Source organism: Kineococcus aridisoli, from assembly GCF_050871885.1.
GTDB lineage: Bacteria > Actinomycetota > Actinomycetes > Actinomycetales > Kineococcaceae > Kineococcus.
In genome coordinates, this window is sequence record NZ_JBJLSF010000099.1 from 1 (window position 1) to 17,605 (window position 17,605).

Consider the following 17,605-nt stretch of genomic DNA (forward strand, 5'->3'; position numbering starts at 1 on the left):
ATCTTCCTCCAGGCGCGGGCGCCTGGAGGAAGATCACCGCGGGGGGCGGGGGTGCCGGTCAGTGCGAGACGGCGAGCCAGGCGAGCAGGTCGTGGCGGGTGATGACGCCGACGGGCTTGCCGTCCTCGACGACCACGGCGGCGTCGGCGCGGGTGAAGACCTCGCGGGCGTCGTCGACGGACTGCCCCGAGCCGACCAGCGGCAGGGCCGGGCCCATGTGGGCGCTGACCGCGTCCGACATCTTCGCCCTGCCGGTGAACAGGGCGTCCAGCAGCTCGCGCTCGGTGACGGCCCCGGCGATCTCGCCGGCCATGACGGGCGGTTCGGCGCCCACGACGGGCAGCTGCGAGACGCCGAAGTCGCGCATGATTTCGATGACGTCGTGGACCGTCTCGGTGGGGTGGGTGTGCACCAGCGCCGGCAGGCCCGCCGACTTCTGCCGCAGGACGTCACCGGCGGTGCCGCCCTCGGAGGTGTCCAGGAAGCCGTAGGAGGCCATCCAGTCGTCGTTGAAGATCTTGCCGAGGTAGCCGCGGCCGCCGTCGGGCAGCAGCACGACGACGACGTCGTCGGGGCCGAGGTCCTTCGCCGCCCGCAGCGCCGCGACGACGGCCATGCCGCAGGAGCCGCCGACGAGCAGCCCCTCCTCGCGCGCCAGGCGGCGGGTCATCTGGAAGGAGTCCGCGTCGGAGACGGCGATGATCTCGTCGGGCACCGAGGGGTCGTAGGCGCTGGGCCAGAAGTCCTCCCCCACGCCCTCGACGAGGTAGGGGCGGCCGGTGCCGCCGGAGTACACCGAGCCCTCCGGGTCGGCGCCGATCACGCGCACGACGCTGCCGTCCGCCGCGGCCTGCTCCTTGAGGTAGCGCCCGGTGCCGGTGATCGTCCCGCCGGTGCCGACGCCGGTGACGAAGTGCGTGACCCGGCCCTCGGTGTCGGCCCAGATCTCCGGGCCGGTCGTCTCGTAGTGGCTGCGCGGGCCGTGGACGTTGGCGTACTGGTTGGGCTTCCACGCCCCCTCGATCTCGCGCACGAGGCGGTCGGAGACCGAGTAGTACGACTGCGGGTCCTCCGGCGGCACGGCCGTCGGGCAGACGACGACCTCGGCGCCGTAGGCCTTGAGGACGTTGCGCTTGTCGGCGCCGACCTTGTCCGGGCACACGAAGACGCACCGGTACCCGCGCTGCTGGGCGACCAGGGCCAGCCCCACGCCGGTGTTGCCGCTGGTGGGCTCGACGATCGTCCCGCCGGGCTTGAGCGCACCCTCGGCCTCGGCGGCCTCGATCATGCGGGTGGCGATCCGGTCCTTCACGGAGCCGCCGGGGTTGAGGTACTCGACCTTCGCGAGCACCGTGCAGGCCAGGCCCTCGGTGACGCGGTTGAGCTTGACGAGCGGTGTCCCGCCCACGAGGTCGACGACGGACTCGGCGTAGCGCATGGGCCCATCATCCCGCACCGGGTGCGGGCCCCGCGCCGCAGCGCCCCACCGCTACAGCGCCCGGCGCACCCGGGCGAGCTGCTCGTGCGCGGCGGCGAGCGCCGCCGCGTCGCCGGCGGCGGCCACGTCGTGGCCGACGACGGCCAGCTGGTCGCCGAGGCCGTGCACGGCCAGCACCGGCAGCGGCCGGCGCGGCTGCCCCTCCGCGTCGGCGGCCAGGTCGGCCAGCGCCTGCGCGGCCTCGTGCAGCTGCTCGGCCCGGGTGCGCCGCTCCCCCTCCGCCGCCCGCTCCAGGCGCGTCAGGGGCAGGGCGCGCACCCGGCCGGCCTGCAGGTCCACCGAACGCACGAGCTCGGCGCGCGCGGCCGCGAGGGCCGGCGCACCGAGCTCGTCGTGCTGCTCGTCCACCTGCGAGGTCAGTCGTTGCCGCGCAGGATCGCGATCAGGCGCAGGATCTCCAGGTACAGCCACACCAGCGTCACCATCAGGCCGAAGCCGGCGCGCCAGGACTCCTTGACCGGCAGGCCGTTGCGGATGCCCTGCTCGATGTGGTCGAAGTCCAGCACGAGGAACAGCGAGGCCAGGACGACGCCGAAGGCGCTGACGACGATGGCCAGCAGGCCCCCGCCGGAGTAGACGCTGCCGATGCCGGCCAGGGCGGTGACCAGGTTGACCAGCCCGAAGACCAGGTACCCGATGGCCGCGATGCCCAGGACCTTGGTGAAGCGCGGGCTGTTGCGGATCACGCCCGTCTTGTAGGCGATGAGCATCCCGCCGAAGGCCGCGAGCGTGCCGAGGACGGCCTGCCCGACGATGCCGTCGTAGAGGGAGGCGTAGAAGGTCGAGATGGCGCCGACGAAGACGCCCTCCAGGACCGCGTAGGCGAACATGACGCCCGGGCGGACCTTGCGGGAGACCTGCGCCCAGATGCCGAGGACCATCGCGACCAGGGCGGGCCCGAGGACCAGCCCGAAGCCCATGCCGCTGCGGACGCCCAGCCAGCCGGCGCCGGCGCCGACGAGCAGCACCAGGAACAGCGACGCCGTGCGGACCACGACGTCGTCGAGGGTCATCCGGCGCGACTGCGCCGGGGTGGCGGACGGCTTGCTGTACCAGTCCTCGAGCGTGCGGGCGGAAGCGTCCGCGGGCGGGGCCTGCCGCTGCGCCGAGCTGGGCGCGTCGAACGTGGCGTAGCCGCCGCTCTTCCATTCCTTGCTGCGTGCGAAGACCGGGTTCTTGCTCTCCATGGCTCCCCTCCGGAGCAGTGCTGACGTTGCTTGCAACGGTCAAGCACCGCCGGCCGTTCCCGGGGGTCGCCGCAGCGGTGTCACGAAGTCATCACGAAGCGGGGTGCGGGCGCCGGGCGGCGCACCGCGGAGTACCCGGGACGGGACTCGAACCCGCACGCCGCGAACGGCCCGGGGGTTTAAGCCCCGTGCGCCTGCCAGTTACGCCACCCGGGCCCTGCGCAGCGACAGCATCCCAGGTCCGCGCCCCCGGCCGGCGCGGGGCCCGGTGCGCGGTCCGGCGGGAGGTCGCCTCAGCCCCGGGCGGCGCGCTCGAACTGCTCGAAGGGGTGCGACAGGGCCCCCAGCGAGACCGCCTCGCGGTGGAAGACCGCCGCCTGCAGCCAGCCGAGCAGCACTCCCGCCTTGCGGCTGGGCGTCGGCACCTTCGACAGGTGGTAGGTGCGGTGCACCAGCCAGGCCGGGTAGCCGGTCAGCCGCAGCCCGCCGACCTCGGCGACCCCCTGGTGCAGCCCCAGGGAGGCCACCGACCCCGCGCCGGCGTGCCGGTACGGCCGCGGCTGCCGCCCGCGCAGGACGGCCAGCAGGTTGTCGGCCAGCCGCCGGGCCTGCCGGACCGCGTGCTGGGCGTTGGGCGGGCAGGTGCGGCCCGGTGCGGTGAGGTCGGGCACCGCGGCGCTGTCCCCCGCGCCCCACGCCCCCTCGAGCACCCGGGGCCCGTCCGGCCCCTCGCGCACCACCCGCAGGTCGGCGCCCACGACCAGGCGCCGGTGCGCGTCCAGCGGCAGGTCGGTGCGCTCCAGCAGCGGGTGCGCCTTCACCCCGGCCGTCCACACGATCGTCCCCGCCTCGAAGCGCGAGCCGTCGGAGAGCACGACGTGCCCGTCCACGCAGGAGGTCATCGTCGTGCCCAGCCGGACGTCGACCCCCCGCGAGCGCAGGACGTCCAGGGCGTGCGCGCCCAGCCGCGGGCCCACCTCCGGCAGGATCCGCCCGCTGGCCTCGACGAGGACGAAGCGGACCTCCTGCGGGCGCAGGCCCGGGTGGAAGCGCAGCGCGTAGCGGGCCATGTCCTCGACCTCCGCCAGCGCCTCGACGCCCGCGTACCCGCCGCCGACGAACACGCACGTCAGGGTCCGGCGGCGGAACGCCCCGTCGCCGCTGGCCTCCGCCAGCTCCAGGGAGCGCAGCACCCGGTCGCGCAGGTGCACCGCCTCCTCGACGGTCTTGAAGCCGACGGCCTGCTCGGCCAGCCCCGGCACCGGCAGCGTGCGCGCGACCGAGCCGGGGGCCAGCACGAGGTGGTCGTAGCCCAGCTCCTGCTCCTGCTCGGGCGCGTCCGCCGAGCGCACCCGCGCCACCCGCTCGGCGTGGTGCACCGCGACGACCTCCCCGGTGAGCACCTCAGCACCCGGCAGGGTGCGCCGCAGCCCGACGACGACGTTGCGGGCGTCGATCGAGCCGGCCGCGGCCTCGGGCAGGAAGGGGTGGTAGGTCATGTAGCCGCGCGGGTCGACGACGGTGAGGCGGACCTCCCCGCGGTGCGCCCGGCGCAGCAGGCGCAGGCTCGCGCCCAGCCCGACGTACCCGCCGCCGACGACGAGCACGCGCGGCGGGCCGGAGGTCACCGCCGAAGCCTACGACGTCGCGTCGGAGACCCGGGACGGCGCGAGGGCGGAGCGGGCCGCTCAGCCGCCCAGCGCGGCCGCGCGCCCGACGACGGCGTCGAGCATCGGCTGCGTGAGGCGGCCGGTGGAGGTGTTCTGCTGGCTGACGTGGTAGCTGCCCAGCAGGCGGACCGGGCGCACCGGGCCGCCCAGGTCGGCCTCGGCGCCGTGCCCGAAGCGCGGCTGCGGGCGCGGCACCGCCCACCCCGCGCGCCGGGCCGCGGCCAGCGTCGAGGCCCACGCGTAGCCGCCGAGCGCGAGGACCACCCGCACCTCCCGCCCGACCAGCCGCAGCTCGCCGTCCAGCCAGGACGCGCACCGGTCGCGCTCCTCGGGGGTGGGCTGGTTGTCGGGCGGGGCGCAGCGCACCGGGGCGACGATGCGGGTGCGGTGCAGGGCGAGGCCGTCGGCCGCGTGCACCGACCCCGGCTGGTTCGCCAGCCCGGCGCGGTGCAGCGCGGCGATGATCCAGTCGCCCGAGCGGTCACCGGTGAACATCCGCCCCGTGCGGTTGCCGCCGTGGGCGGCCGGGGCCAGCCCCACGACGAGCACCCGCGGGTCCGCCACGCCCAGGCTGGGCACCGGCCGGCCCCAGTAGGGCTGGTCGCGGTAGGCGCGGCGGCGGGTGCGGGCGACCTCCTCGCGCCAGGCCACCAGGCGCGGGCAGGCCCGGCACACGCACGCGCGGCCGACGAGCTCACCGGCGTCGGCGGCGGAGCGGGCCAGCCGCAGCACCTCCGCCCCGTCGGCGGCGACGGGCGTTCCCGGCGAGGAGGGGTCCCCCGGCCAGCCGGTGCCCGGCGGGACGGGCGAGGCGAACAGCGCGCCGGTCGCCGGGTGCGGCGCCCGGTCAGCCACCGGGTCCACCGGGTCCACCGGGTCCGGTCCGCTCAGCGGGCGACGGCGTCGGCGAGGTTGTCGAGCAGCTCGCCGTAGATGCGGTCCAGGCCGCGGGGGGCGAAGGTGCGCTCGAAGAACCCGCCGACCCCGCCGGCGCCGGTCCACTCGCTGGTGACGACGACCTCGGCGGCGTCCGGGCCGTCCGACTCCACCCGCCAGGTCGTGACGAGCGAGGAGTTGCGGTCGCTCTCGACGAGGGCGTGCTTGTCGGTCGCGGACACCTCGGCGAGCACGTCGCGGACCCGCTTCTTGGTCGCGTGCAGCTTCCAGCGCACCTGGGTGCCCGGACCGTCCCCGCCGCTGACGACCTCGTAGTCGGTGAACTGCTCCGGGAGCAACCGCGGGCGGGTGCCCCGGTAGTCGGCCAGCGCGGCGAGCACCCGTTCCGCGGGGGCCTCGATGCGTCGGGTCGTCGTGGCGCTCACGGTGCTCATGGCTCCCACCCTGCCAGAGACACCGCCGCCGCCGCGTGCGGCGGCGGGCGCGGGTTCAGGTGCGCGCGGCCAGGCCGAACGCGATCCCGTCGAGGATGTCGTGCTCGCTGGTGACGACCTCGCGCACCCCGGCCGCGGCCTCGACGCGGTCGAGGACGGCGTGCCAGACCAGCGCCCCGGCGCCGATGACGTCGACGCGCCCCGGGTGCACGAACGGCATCGCGGCGCGCTCGGCGCGGCTCGCGCCCAGCAGCAGGTCGCAGGCCGCGCGCACGGCCCCCAGCGGCAACCGGACCCCGTGCAGCGCACCGGGTTCGTACGCCTGCAGACCGACGGCGGCCGCGGTGACCGTGGTGATGGACCCCGCGACGCCGACCAGCGTGCGGGTGCGCTCCAGCGGGACCTCGGCGGCGGCCGCGTCGAGGAGGGCGTCGACGTCGGCGCGGGCCGCGGCCACCTGCGCGGCGGTCGGCGGATCGCCCGGCAGGTGCCGTTCGGTCATGCGCACCGACCCCATGTCCAGCGAGCGGGCCACCTCGACGCCCTCCCCGCCGAGCACGAGCTCGGTGGACCCGCCGCCGAGGTCGACGACGAGGAAGGGCGCGGGAGCGGTGCCCAGCAGCTCGCGGGTCGCGCCGGCGAAGCTCAGGGCGGCCTCCTCCTCGCCGCTGACCACCTCGGGCGCGACGCCCAGCCGCGCGCGCACGCCCTCGGAGAACTCCTCGCGGTTGGAGACGTCGCGGGAGGCGGAGGTCGCCACGAACCGGACGGCGCCGAGGTCGACGCCGTGCCGGCGCACCAGCGCGGCGGCGGACTCGACGGCGGAGAAGGTGCGCTGCAGGGCCTCCGGCGCGAACGCACCGGTGCGGTCGACGCCCTGCCCCAGCCGCACGACGGTCATCGTGCGCTCCCGCTCGACCAGGGTGCCCGCGACGGGGTCGACGTCGGCCACGAGCAGGCGCAGCGAGTTCGTCCCGCAGTCCAGCGCCGCGACGCGGCGAGCGCTCACTCCCCGTCCCCGGCGCCGGTCCCCGCAGCCGTCCCCGTGGCCGTCCCCGTGGCCGTCCCCGTGGCCGTCCCGGCGGCCGGTGCGGGTTCGTGCGGGCACGTCGCGGGCCAGCCGCCCGCGGCGGCCAGCCGCTGCAGGGTCTCGTCGCCGAACGGGTTCACCCCGGGCCCGGCGGCCAGCGCGTGCCCGACGAGCGCGTGCAGGCACTTGACGCGGGTCGGCATGCCGCCGGCGGAGATCCCGGCGATCTCCGGGACGTCGGCGTCGCCGAGCGCGGCGCGCCGGCGCAGGTAGTCCTCGTGGGCGGCGGCGTGGGCGGCCGCCAGGGCCGGGTCGGCGGCCAGCCGCTCGGTCATCTCGCGCATCAGCCCGCTCGCCTCGAGCGTGCTGATGAGCGAGGCCGCGGGCGGGTCGACGAGGTAGTAGGTGGTGGGGAACGGCGTGCCGTCGGGCAGCCGCGGCGCGGTCTCGACGACGTCGGGGCGCCCGCACGAGCAGCGGTGGGCGATGGCCACGACACCGCGCGGGACCCTGCCCAGGCGCTCGGCGATGCTGTCGAGGTCGGCCTGCGAGGGGGGGCTGGACTGCGGGGAGGAGGTCAACGCGCTGCTCACTGGTCGGTCGAGGCGGAGCTGGACGGGCCCAGCCCCGGGATCCGGGACGTCGTCGCGGTGCCGGGGGTGCCGGCCTGCCGCAGGGACTCCCAGATGTTCTGGTACCAGGCCGCGGAGGGCTGCGGGACGCTCGCGGCGGCCTGCTGCGGGGGCACCGCGTCGGCGTCGCTGTCGCCGTCGACGACGTAGGGCACCTCGCCGGGCTTGACGTACTGCAGCCGCTGGCGGGCCTGGGTGGTGACGTAGGCGTCGTCGCGCCAGCGGGCCTGCTCGGCCTGCGCGGCCGCCAGGTCCTGCTGCTGCTGGCTGATGCGGGCGTTCAGCCGGCCGATCTCCGAGCGCTGCTCCAGCCACTTCTGCCAGCTGGGCACGAGGAAGACCGCCAGCATCAGCACGACGGCCGCGAGCACGAGGGCGCGCGGGCCGCGGGTGCGGCGCCGGTCGGCCGCCGACAGCGTGGCGCTGCTGCGGCCGCGGGCCGCGGCGGCCGGGCGGGTGGAGGCGGCGGCCGAGCGCGCGCGGGGCGCGCTCGGGCCGCGACCGGCACCCGAGCGCGACGCCGACGCGCTCCTCGCGGCGCCGCCCGTGCGGGCGGGGCTGCGGGGAGCGGTCGGACGTCGCGTCGCCATGGGTCCAGCTTCTCCCGGGGAGACCCCTCGGGCGCTCAGGCGCGCCCGGTGAAGCCCGCCGAGCGGGGGAAGGCGCGGGCACCGGCGTAGCGGCCGGCGTCGTCGAGCTCCTCCTCGATGCGCAGCAGCTGGTTGTACTTGGCCACGCGCTCGGAGCGGGCGGGGGCGCCGGTCTTGATCTGCCCCGAGCCCACGGCGACGGCCAGGTCGGCGATCGTGGTGTCCTCGGTCTCGCCCGAGCGGTGGCTCATCATGGTGCTGAACCCGTTGCGGTGCGCCAGGTCCACCGCGTCGAGGGTCTCGGTGAGCGAGCCGATCTGGTTCACCTTCACCAGCATCGAGTTGCCCGCGGACAGGTCGATGCCCTTCTGCAGGCGCTCGGGGTTGGTGACGAACAGGTCGTCGCCGACGAGCTGCAGCTTGTCGCCGAGGGCGTTGGTGATGTGCTGCCAGCCGTCCCAGTCGTCCTCGGACAGCGGGTCCTCGACGGAGACCAGCGGGTACTCGGACACCAGGCCCTCGTAGTAGCCGGTCATCCACTCCGCGGACCGCTTCGAGCCCTCGAAGTCGTAGCCGCCCTCGCCGTGGAACTCGGTGGCCGCCACGTCGAGCGCGAGCGCGATGTCGGAGCCGACGGTGAAACCGGCCTTGCCGATGGCCTCGACGATGAGGTCGAGGGCGTCCTTGTTGCTCGGCAGGTCGGGGGCGAAACCGCCCTCGTCGCCCAGGCCGGTGGCGAGCCCGCGCTGCTTGAGCACCGACTTCAGCGCGTGGTAGGTCTCCGCGCCCCAGCGCAGCGCCTCGCGGAAGGAGGACGCGCCCACGGGCGCGATCATGAACTCCTGGATGGCCACGCCGGTGTCGGCGTGGGCGCCGCCGTTGACGATGTTCATCATCGGCACGGGCAGCAGGTGCGCGTTGGGCCCGCCGAGGTAGCGGAACAGCGGCAGGTCGGCGGCGGCGGCCGCGGACTTGGCGACGGCCAGCGAGACGCCGAGGACGGCGTTGGCACCCAGGCGGCCCTTGTTCGGGGTGCCGTCCAGGTCGAGCATGACCTGGTCGATGATGCGCTGCTCGTGGGCGTCGTGGCCGACGAGCGCCGGCCCGATCTCCTCGATGACGCTCTCGACGGCCTGCTCGACGCCCTTGCCGAGGTAGCGGGCGGCGTCGCCGTCACGGCGCTCGACGGCCTCGTGGGCGCCGGTGGAGGCGCCCGAGGGCACCGCCGCGCGCGCGAACGTCCCGTCGTCGAGCAGGACCTCGACCTCGACGGTGGGGTTTCCGCGGGAATCCAGGATCTCGCGAGCTCCGACGGCCTCGATGGTGGCCACGCGCACTCCTCGTGCTTGTCGACGTCGTCTGGGTGGTGCGGCCCGAGCCTAGTCGCAGGGGGCCCCGCGGCGGCGACCCCCCGACACCGGGGGCGCGCGTGCGCGAGGATCGGTGCACGTGCGGGCACCGCGCCCGCCGGCGCCGACCGGGAGGACCACGATGAGCGAGGGCGACAACGCCTGGCGGATCCGGATCGACGGGCAGGAGCACGAGGTGGACGTCGACGTCGCCGCCATGTCCGGCAAGATCGTCGTCCGGCTGGACGGGGAGGTGCTGGAGGAGGACCGCATCTGGTTCTCCGACAAGGAGATCCGCTTCGAGCTGGGCGGGCACGAGGTGCTCGTGGAGGTGGACCTGGCCTACGGCGGCTTCTCGGTGCGCTCCTCGCTGCGCCTGGACGGCCGCCACGTGGAGCCGCTGCGCCGCTAGCGCCCCCGGCGCCGCTCAGCCCTGCAGCAGCTGCCAGCCCAGCCGGCCGGCGCCCACCAGCCCCGACATCCGCGGCAGCTGCGAGGGCGTGATGCGCACGTCGGCCAGGTGCGGGTAGACGGCCAGCTCGGCGTAGGCGCGCCGCAGCGGGTCGAAGAGGACCTCGCCCGCCGAGGCCACGCCGCCGCCGACGACGACGTCGGAGAGGTCGAACAGCGCCGCCGCGGACAGGAACGCCGACGCCAGCGCCCGGGTGCCGGCGGCGATGACGTCGGTGGCGACCGGGTCGCCGGCGCGGGCGTCCGCGGTCAGCGCCCTGGCGTCGGCGGCCTCGCCGGCGCGCCAGCCGCGCGCCTGCGCGGCGCGCACCATGGCGGGCCCGCTGGCGTACGCCTCGACCACGCCCAGCGCCCCCGAGCCGGGCAGCAGCTCGCCGTCGAGCACCACGCCGACGTGGCTGATGAACCCCGCGTTGCCGGACTTGCCGGTCAGGATGCGCCCGTCCAGGACGATCCCGCCGCCGATGCCGGTGGAGACCACCACGCCCAGCACCGAGGGCGAGCCGGCGGCGGCGCCGATCCACTGCTCGGCCGCCGCGAAGCACTGCCCGTCCTGGGCCAGCGCCGCGCGCACCGGCCGCCCCAGCGCCCGCGAGGCGGCGTCGGCCACGTGCCCGGTGAGGGGGAAGCCGCGCAGCGAGGGGATGTTCACCGGGTCGACGGTGCCGCGCACGGCGTCCACCGGCCCGGCCGAGCCGATGCCGACGACGTCGGCGACCTCGGCGGGGTCCACGCCGTGCGCGGCCGCGTCGGCGACGACCTCGGCGACCAGGCCGGCGAGCGCGCGGGCCGCTGCGGCCGCGTCGCGGGCGTCGGTGGGCACCTCGCGCTCGGCCCGCACCCGCCCGTCGGCCGCCACCAGGCCCGCGGCGATCTTCGTGCCGCCGATGTCGAGGGCGAGGACGCAGGGCCCCGCGGGCACGTCCTGCGCGGGGGTCGGCGGCGTCGTCGGCGTCGTCGTCACGCCGGGAACCTACCGACCCGCCGCACCGCGGGCGGACTCCGCCGCGCGGGCGGCGCCCTCCAGGCGCCGGGTCGCGGTGCGCAGCGCCGCCTCCGGGTCCAGCCCCGCGGCGTGCGCCTGCCGCACGAGCGCGAGCAGCCGCCCGCCGAGCGCGTCCTCGTCCAGCTCCGGCGGCGCGCTCACCGGCTCCTCCAGACCGGCGCGCTGCAGGCGCCCGAGGACCTTGTCGGCGCGCGCCAGCGCCGGCAGCTGCAGCGGGATGCCGTCGAGCACGCTCTCGCGCCGCTTCTCCGCGGCCTTGATGGCGTCCCAGCGGCCCTGCAGGTCCTCGGCGGCGACCTCGCCGGCGAACACGTGCGGGTGGCGCCGCTCGAGCTTGGTGACGATCGCGTCGGCGACGTCGTCGACGTCGAAGCCCTCGGCCGGGTCCTCCGCGGCGACCCGGGCGTGGAAGACCACCTGCAGCAGCAGGTCGCCCAGCTCGTCGCGCAGCTCCTCGCGGGTGCCGTTCTCCACGGCGTCGACGACCTCGTAGCTCTCCTCCACCAGGTACCGCAGCAGCGAGGAGTGCGTCTGGCGGGCGTCCCACGGGCAGCCGCCCGGCGAGCGCAGCCGGTCCATGACGGCGACGAGGTCGAGCAGCCGGGACCCGGCGGGGGTGGAGTCGCTCACCGGCCGCACGCTACCGGCGCCTCACCGCGCGCCGGCGGCCACCGCCGCCGGCTGGTCCAGCAGCACCGCGTTGACGAACTCGGTGGCCCAGGCGAGGACCTCGGCGTCGCGCAGCGGCTTGCCGCCGATGCGCGCGGTCATCGGCGCGGGCACCAGCGCCACCGACAGCGCCGGCTTGAGCAGGGTGCCGGGGTACAGCCGCTTCAGCCGCAGCTCCTTGGACTCCGGCAGGTCGATGGGCGCGAAGCGGACCTGCTTGCCCTGCAGCGAGACCTCGCGCAGCCCGCCGCGGCGGGCCGCGATGCGGAACTTCGCGACCTCCAGCAGGTTGAGCACCGGCTGCGGCGGGGTGCCGTAGCGGTCGACGAGCTCGGCGTGCAGCTCGGCGAGGTCGGTCTCGGCGTCGGCGGCCGCCAGCCGCCGGTAGGCCTCCAGCCGCAGCCGCTCGCTGGGGACGTAGTCGTGCGGCAGGTGCGCGTCGACCGGCAGCTCGATCTTCACCTCGGTCGGCTCCGGCTCGGCGTCGCCCTCGGCCCCCGGCACCTGGTTGCGCACGTCGGCGACGGCGTCGGCGACCATCCGCATGTAGAGGTCGAACCCGACGCCGGCGATGTGGCCGGACTGCTCCCCGCCGAGCATGTTGCCGGCGCCGCGGATCTCCAGGTCCTTCATCGCCACCGCCATGCCGGAGCCGAGGTCGGTGTGCTGGGCGATCGTCGCCAGCCGGTCGTGCGCCGTCTCGGTCATCGGCTTGTCCGGCGGGAAGAGGAAGTAGGCGTACGCGCGCTCGCGGCCGCGACCGACGCGCCCGCGCAGCTGGTGCAGCTGCGACAGGCCCATCGTGTCGGCGCGCTCGACGATCAGGGTGTTGGCGTTGGAGATGTCCAGGCCGGTCTCCACGATCGTCGTGCACACCAGCACGTCGAACCGCTTCTCCCAGAAGTCCAGGACCACCTGCTCCAGGCGGTGCTCGCCCATCTGCCCGTGGGCGGTGGCGATGCGCGCCTCGGGCACGAGCTCCTTCAGGTGCGCGGCGGTCCGCTCGATCGACTGCACCCGGTTGTGGATGTAGAAGACCTGCCCCTCGCGCAGCAGCTCGCGGCGGACGGCGGCGGCGATCTGCTTGTCCTCCTGCCCGCCCACGTAGGTCAGGACGGGGTGGCGCTCCTCCGGCGGGGTGGCCAGCGTCGACATCTCGCGGATGCCGGTGACGGCCATCTCCAGCGTGCGCGGGATCGGCGTCGCGCTCATCGCCAGCACGTCGACGTTGGTGCGCAGCGTCTTCAGCGCCTCCTTGTGCTCGACGCCGAAGCGCTGCTCCTCGTCGACGACGACCAGGCCGAGGTCCTTGAAGCGGACCTCCCCGCTCAGCAGGCGGTGCGTGCCGATGACGACGTCGACGGAGCCGTCGGCCAGGCCGGCGATCGTCTCCTTGGACTCCGTGCCGGAGGTGAAGCGCGAGAGCGGCTTGACCGACACCGGGAACTGCGCGAAGCGCTCGGCGAAGGTCTTGAAGTGCTGCTGCACCAGCAGCGTCGTCGGCACGAGCACCGCGACCTGCTTGCCGTCCTGGACGGCCTTGAACGCCGCCCGCAGCGCGATCTCCGTCTTGCCGTAGCCGACGTCGCCGCAGATGAGGCGGTCCATCGGGACCGGCTTCATCATGTCGGCCTTCACCTCGTCGATGCTGGCCAGCTGGTCGGGCGTCTCCACGTACGGGAAGGCGTCCTCCAGCTCGCGCTGCCACGGGGTGTCCGGGCCGAACTGGTGGCCCTTGGTGGCCATCCGCGCCGAGTACAGCTTGATGAGGTCCCCGGCGATCTGCTTGACCGCCTTGCGGGCCCTGCTCTTGGTCTTCGCCCAGTCCGAGCCGCCCATCTTCGACAGCGTCGGCGTCTCGCCGCCGGTGTAGCGGGTCACCTGGTCGAGGGTGTCGGTGGGCACGAACAGCCGGTCGCCGGGCTGCCCGCGCTTGCTGGAGGCGTACTCCAGCACGAGGTACTCGCGGGTGGCGCCCTGGACCGTGCGCTGCACCATCTCCACGAAGCGGCCGATGCCGTGCTGCTCGTGGACGACGAAGTCCCCCGGCTGCAGGGTCAGCGGGTCGACGGCGTTGCGCCGGCGCCGCGGCGCCATCCGCCGCATGTCCTTGGTCGACTGCCCCCCGACACCGGTGATGTCTGCCTCGGTGACCAGCGCCGTGCGCAGGCCCTCGGCCACGAAGCCGTGCTCGACGCTCGCGGTGGTCACGAGGACGACCGAGGGGGCCGGCTCCTCGACGAGGTCGTCCACCAGCCGCGCCGGCACGTCCTCGCCGGAGAGCACCTCGACCAGCCGCTTGGCGGGGCCGTGGCCCTCCGTGGTCACCACGATGCGCCAGCCGGCCGAGGCGAGCTCGCGCAGGTCCGCCAGCGCCTTCTCCGTCTCCCCGCGGTAGCCGGCGACGTCGCGGGCGGCCACGCGCAGGATGCGCACGTCCTCGAGGTCGCGCAGGTCCTCGTCGGCGGTCAGCGAGGTGATCGACCACCACGGCCGCCCCGTCGCCTCGGCGTGCGCGCGCACCTGCGCGAAGGTCCAGAACGAGGAGGCGCCCAGGTCCACGGGGGCGGCCCCGCCGACGGAGGCGTTCATCCAGGCCGCCTCGAGGAACTCCGCCCCGGTGGCCACGAGGTCGTGGGCGCGGGCGCGCACCTTCTCGGGGTCGGCCAGCACGACGTGGGTGCCGGCGGGCAGGACGTCCAGCAGCGGCTCCATGCCGTCCACCAGGGCCGGGGCCAGGGACTCCATGCCCTCGACCGCGATGCCCTCGGCGATCTTGGTGAGCACGTCGGCGGCCTCGGGGTGGGCCTGCACCAGCGCGGCCGCGCGCCGGCGCACCTCCTCGGTGAGCAGCAGCTCGCGGCACGGCGGGGCCCACACCCCGTCCGGCTCGACCTCCAGGGTCCGCTGGTCGGCCACGGAGAAGGAGCGGACCTCCTCGACCTCGTCGCCGAAGAACTCCACGCGCAGCGGGTGCGGGCGGGTGGGCGGGAAGACGTCGAGGATGCCGCCGCGCACGGCGAACTCCCCGCGCCGCTCGACCATGTCGACGCGGCTGTAGGCCGCCGCGGACAGCGCCGCCACGACGGCGTCCAGGCCGACCTCGTCGCCGGCGCGCAGCCGCACCGGCTCCAGGTCGGCCAGCCCGCGCACCAGCGGCTGCAGCACCGCGCGCACGGGCGCGACGACGACGCGGACCTCGCCGGTGGTGGGATCGTCGGGCGAGGGGTGCGCCAGGCGGCGCAGGACGGCCAGCCGCTGCGCGACGGTGTCGCTGCGCGGGGACAGCCGCTCGTGCGGCAGCGTCTCCCAGGCGGGGAACTCCGCGACGGCGTGGGCGGGCAGGTAGCAGCGCAGCCAGGTCGCCAGGTCCTCGCTCTCGCGGCCGGTGGCGGTGACGACGAGCAGGGGGCGCTCGGCGGCGAAGGCCGCCAGCAGCGCGGGACGCACGCCGAGCGGCGCCACGACGTCGAGCGCCTGGCTGCCGCCCTCGCGGGCGGTCTCGACGGCCGCGCGGACAGCGGGTTCGGTGCGCAGGACGTCGAGCAGGCCGGTGAGGCTCACGGACACTCCGTCAGGAGGGGGCGGGGGGTGCCTCCAGCCTACGTCCGGGCCCGGACGCGCACCGCCCGCCGTCGGGCCGCCGGCCCCGGACCGCGCATCGCTACTGTCGGCGCGTGTCCGGCCCCTCCGCGTCCTCGCCCGCCGAGCCCTCCGCCGAGCCCTCCGCCGAGCCCTCGCCGCGCGCGCGGCGGTCCGCCCGCCGCGCCGGTCGCCGGCGCGGCCCGCTGCGGCTGCTGCTGGGCCTGCTCGCCCTCGTGCTGCTGGCCTGGGTGGCGGCCGTCGCCGTCAGCGGCGTGCAGGCCGGCCTGGCGCTGCGGCGGGTGGCCGACGCGGTGCCGGGGCTGGAGGCCGCCGTGCGCGAGCAGCGCTTCGACGACGCCGTCGGCCTGGCCCGCGGGGTCGCCGACGACTCCGGCAGCGCCGACCGGGCCACGCGGCAGCTCCCCTGGCGCCTGGCCGAGCACGTCCCGTGGGTCGGCGACCAGCTGCGGGCCGTGCGCGGCGGGGCGCAGGCGGCGGCGGTGCTCACCGAGCCCCTGCCCGACGCGCTGGCGGTCGCCGAGCGGGTGGTCGGCGACGGCCTCGTCTCGGCCGACCAGACGGTGGACGTCGCCGGGGTGCAGGCCCTGGCCCCGGTCGTCACCGACTACCGCGACCGGGTGGCCAGCGCCCGCGCGAGCCTGGCCGGCACCCGCGGCGACGCCGTCCTGGGCGTGCTCGCCGAGCGCCTGGACCCGGTCTCGGCGCAGCTGGACGAGGTCGCCGGCCCGCTGGGCACCGCCGCCGACGTCGTGCCGCAGCTGCCGGCGCTGCTGGGCGCCGACGGTCCCCGCAGCTACCTGGTGGCCTTCACCAACCCCGCCGAGATCCGCCCCGTGCAGGGCATCGTGGGCGCCTACGCCTACGTCTCGGTCGACGCCGGGCGCATCTCCCTGGTGCGCACGGGTTCCGACGACGACCTCTACGCGTTCCGGGCGGACGTGTCCGCGGTCGGCCCCGAGTACGCCGCCCTCTACGGCGACGACGCGGCGCGCGTGCAGAACCTGACGATGGGCGGCAGCGCCGACGAGGCAGGGGTGCTGACCTCCTCGCTCGTCACGGCGGCGGGGTTGCCCACGCCGGACGTCGTCGCCTTCGTCGACCCGGTGGGGCTGGCGCAGCTGCTCGGCCCCGAGCACGCCGCGCTCGAGCTCGGCCCCTTCGGCACCGTGGCGACCGCGGACCTGGCCGGGGTGCTCATGCACGACGCCTACGTGCGCTACGACGACGACCAGGTCGCCCGCAAGGCGTTCCTCACCGCCACCTCGGCCGCGGCCTTCGGGGCCGTGCTCGCCGACGGGCTGTCCACCGCGACCCTCGAGGGTGCGCAGCGCGCCGTCGACTCCGGCCACCTCGCGCTGTGGTCCTCGCGGCCCCAGGAGCAGGCGGCCCTGGTGGCCGCGGGCGTCGCGGGCGTCCTCGGCGACCCGGCCGCGGCCGGTGCGACGGCGCGCATCGGGCTGACGAGCACCATCCCCTCCAAGCTGGACTACTGGCTGCAGCCCGCCGTGGAGGTGCGGGCCCCCTGCGCGCGGGGGCCGCAGGAGGCCACCGGCTCGCTGCAGCTGACGCTCGTCAACCCGGTGCCCGAGCGGATCCCGGACTACATGAGCAACTCCACCGCCCGCACCGCCGCGGGGGCGCGCACGGCGCGCGACACCGTCTCGCTGTGGATCCCGCCGTGGGTGGGCCTGGACTCCGTCAGCGTGGACGGCACGGGCGTCGACGCGGCCGTCGACACCGAGGAGGGCTGGCGGCTCGTGCGGGTGTCCGTGGAGGTCCCGCCGCACACGCCGGTCGTCGTGCGCTGGCAGCTGCGCGGACCCGCGGACGCCCTCCCCCGCGAGGTCAGCGGCCCCACGACCGCCACCGCGCCCGTCGTCGCGGCGGGTGCCTGCACGCCCTGACCCCCGGCACGAGACGACGCGGCGCCGGCCACCCGCCCGGGCTCACCCACCCGCGCTCACCCGTCCGTGCTCACCCGTCCGTGGCAAGGCGGTAACGCTCCGACACGCGATCCTCCCGATGGGCTCGATCGGCTGGACTCGGACGTCACTCTCCGCCATCCTGGGGGCCGCCTCGCGATCACAGAGACCAGCGGGGTCGTCGAACTGGGGGGAATCACCGTGCGCAAGACCACTGCCCGTCTCGCAACCGCTGGAGCGCTGACCATCGCCGCGCTGGGCACCGGCGTCGGCGCCGCCGCCGCCGGGACCGCGTACGCCCCGGGGACCCCGACCCCGTCCACCCCGGCGGTCACGCCGTCCGTGAGCCCCTCGACCGGTGGCGGCGGCACGCCCAGCACGACCACGCCGGCCGTGACGCCGTCCGTGAGCCCCTCCACCGGCGGCTCCGGTCCCGCTCGCACCAGCACCCCGGGTGCGGTCGCCGGCAGCGACGACGAGCTCGCCTACACCGGCGCCGACGTCCTGCCCTGGGCCGCCGCGGGGACCGTCCTGGTGCTGGGGGGCACCGCGATGGTCGTCGCCGCGCGCCGCAAGCCGAGCCGCTCGCACTGACCGGCTGATCCGCCGAGACCGCAGGCCCCCGCCGACACCGTCGGCGGGGG

General features: G+C 76.0%; 16 protein-coding genes and 1 tRNA gene. 3 read left to right on the forward strand and 14 right to left on the reverse strand.

Annotated elements, in window-relative coordinates; genetic code table 11:
* Positions 1-58: 58 nt before the first annotated feature.
* From ACRYM2_RS19920 to eno, 11 genes are all read right to left on the reverse strand, one after another.
* Positions 59-1,438 carry a cystathionine beta-synthase gene (locus ACRYM2_RS19920; protein WP_432524174.1) on the reverse strand — a complete coding sequence of 460 codons (1,380 nt, stop codon included), beginning with the start codon at positions 1,436-1,438 and terminating at the stop codon, positions 59-61.
* Positions 1,439-1,489: 51 nt separating this feature from the next.
* Positions 1,490-1,846, reverse strand: coding sequence for a hypothetical protein (locus tag ACRYM2_RS19925; RefSeq protein ID WP_432524175.1), 357 nt, complete (start codon positions 1,844-1,846; stop codon positions 1,490-1,492).
* A gap of 8 nt (positions 1,847-1,854) precedes the next feature.
* On the reverse strand, positions 1,855-2,685 hold the full coding sequence (locus tag ACRYM2_RS19930) for a Bax inhibitor-1/YccA family protein (RefSeq protein WP_432524176.1): 831 nt from the start codon (positions 2,683-2,685) through the stop codon (positions 1,855-1,857).
* A 132-nt stretch (positions 2,686-2,817) separates the two neighbouring features.
* Positions 2,818-2,901: transfer RNA gene (locus ACRYM2_RS19935), tRNA-Leu, on the reverse strand.
* A 77-nt stretch (positions 2,902-2,978) separates the two neighbouring features.
* Positions 2,979-4,313: an NAD(P)/FAD-dependent oxidoreductase gene (locus ACRYM2_RS19940; protein WP_432524177.1), complete on the reverse strand. Its 1,335-nt coding sequence runs from the start codon at positions 4,311-4,313 to the stop codon at positions 2,979-2,981.
* 60 nt (positions 4,314-4,373) lie between these two features.
* On the reverse strand, positions 4,374-5,210 hold the full coding sequence (locus tag ACRYM2_RS19945) for a uracil-DNA glycosylase (protein ID WP_432524178.1): 837 nt from the start codon (positions 5,208-5,210) through the stop codon (positions 4,374-4,376).
* A 32-nt stretch (positions 5,211-5,242) separates the two neighbouring features.
* Entirely contained in the window at positions 5,243-5,686 is a 444-nt protein-coding gene (locus tag ACRYM2_RS19950) for an SRPBCC family protein (RefSeq protein ID WP_432524179.1), read from the reverse strand.
* Between the two features lie 55 nt (positions 5,687-5,741).
* Entirely contained in the window at positions 5,742-6,695 is a 954-nt protein-coding gene (locus ACRYM2_RS19955; RefSeq protein WP_432524180.1) for a Ppx/GppA phosphatase family protein, read from the reverse strand.
* Positions 6,692-7,309, reverse strand: a complete 618-nt coding sequence (locus ACRYM2_RS19960) for a DUF501 domain-containing protein (protein ID WP_432524181.1) — start codon at positions 7,307-7,309, stop codon at positions 6,692-6,694. The genes ACRYM2_RS19955 and ACRYM2_RS19960 overlap by 4 nt, the downstream gene beginning before the upstream one ends.
* Positions 7,306-7,938 carry an FtsB family cell division protein gene (locus ACRYM2_RS19965; protein WP_432524182.1) on the reverse strand — a complete coding sequence of 211 codons (633 nt, stop codon included), beginning with the start codon at positions 7,936-7,938 and terminating at the stop codon, positions 7,306-7,308. Before ACRYM2_RS19965 ends, ACRYM2_RS19960 begins: the two co-directional genes overlap by 4 nt.
* Positions 7,939-7,973: 35 nt before the next feature.
* Positions 7,974-9,269: a phosphopyruvate hydratase gene (gene eno / locus ACRYM2_RS19970; protein ID WP_432524183.1), complete on the reverse strand. Its 1,296-nt coding sequence runs from the start codon at positions 9,267-9,269 to the stop codon at positions 7,974-7,976.
* 160 nt (positions 9,270-9,429) lie between these two features.
* On the opposite strand from eno, the gene ACRYM2_RS19975 reads away from it, so the two are divergent.
* A complete protein-coding gene (locus ACRYM2_RS19975; protein ID WP_432524184.1) occupies positions 9,430-9,699 on the forward strand; it encodes a hypothetical protein in 270 nt (89 codons plus the stop codon).
* A gap of 15 nt (positions 9,700-9,714) precedes the next feature.
* Here the strand turns inward: ACRYM2_RS19975 and ACRYM2_RS19980 are convergent, their stop codons facing one another.
* From ACRYM2_RS19980 to mfd, 3 genes are read right to left on the reverse strand one after another with little or no spacing between them, the layout of a single operon-like run.
* Positions 9,715-10,722, reverse strand: a complete 1,008-nt coding sequence (locus ACRYM2_RS19980) for an ROK family protein (RefSeq protein WP_432524185.1) — start codon at positions 10,720-10,722, stop codon at positions 9,715-9,717.
* Between the two features lie 9 nt (positions 10,723-10,731).
* On the reverse strand, positions 10,732-11,394 hold the full coding sequence (locus ACRYM2_RS19985; protein ID WP_432524186.1) for a nucleoside triphosphate pyrophosphohydrolase: 663 nt from the start codon (positions 11,392-11,394) through the stop codon (positions 10,732-10,734).
* A gap of 21 nt (positions 11,395-11,415) precedes the next feature.
* Positions 11,416-14,997, reverse strand: coding sequence for a transcription-repair coupling factor (mfd, locus tag ACRYM2_RS19990; RefSeq protein WP_432524187.1), 3,582 nt, complete (start codon positions 14,995-14,997; stop codon positions 11,416-11,418).
* Between the two features lie 113 nt (positions 14,998-15,110).
* Here mfd and ACRYM2_RS19995 point away from each other — a divergent pair, with 113 nt between their 5' ends.
* Both ACRYM2_RS19995 and ACRYM2_RS20000 read left to right on the forward strand, forming a co-directional pair.
* Positions 15,111-16,943: a DUF4012 domain-containing protein gene (locus ACRYM2_RS19995; RefSeq protein WP_432524188.1), complete on the forward strand. Its 1,833-nt coding sequence runs from the start codon at positions 15,111-15,113 to the stop codon at positions 16,941-16,943.
* A 219-nt stretch (positions 16,944-17,162) separates the two neighbouring features.
* On the forward strand, positions 17,163-17,555 hold the full coding sequence (locus ACRYM2_RS20000; protein ID WP_432524189.1) for an LAVTG motif-containing sortase-dependent surface protein: 393 nt from the start codon (positions 17,163-17,165) through the stop codon (positions 17,553-17,555).
* Positions 17,556-17,605 lie beyond the last annotated feature (50 nt).

Coding starts and splice junctions, on each gene's coding strand:
- ACRYM2_RS19920 (WP_432524174.1), bottom strand. CDS start 1,438: ATGCGCTACGCCGAGTCCGTCGTCGACCTCGTGGGCGGGACACCGCTC.
- ACRYM2_RS19930 (WP_432524176.1), bottom strand. CDS start 2,685: ATGGAGAGCAAGAACCCGGTCTTCGCACGCAGCAAGGAATGGAAGAGC.
- ACRYM2_RS19950 (WP_432524179.1), bottom strand. CDS start 5,686: ATGAGCACCGTGAGCGCCACGACGACCCGACGCATCGAGGCCCCCGCG.
- ACRYM2_RS19965 (WP_432524182.1), bottom strand. CDS start 7,938: ATGGCGACGCGACGTCCGACCGCTCCCCGCAGCCCCGCCCGCACGGGC.
- ACRYM2_RS19975 (WP_432524184.1), top strand. CDS start 9,430: ATGAGCGAGGGCGACAACGCCTGGCGGATCCGGATCGACGGGCAGGAG.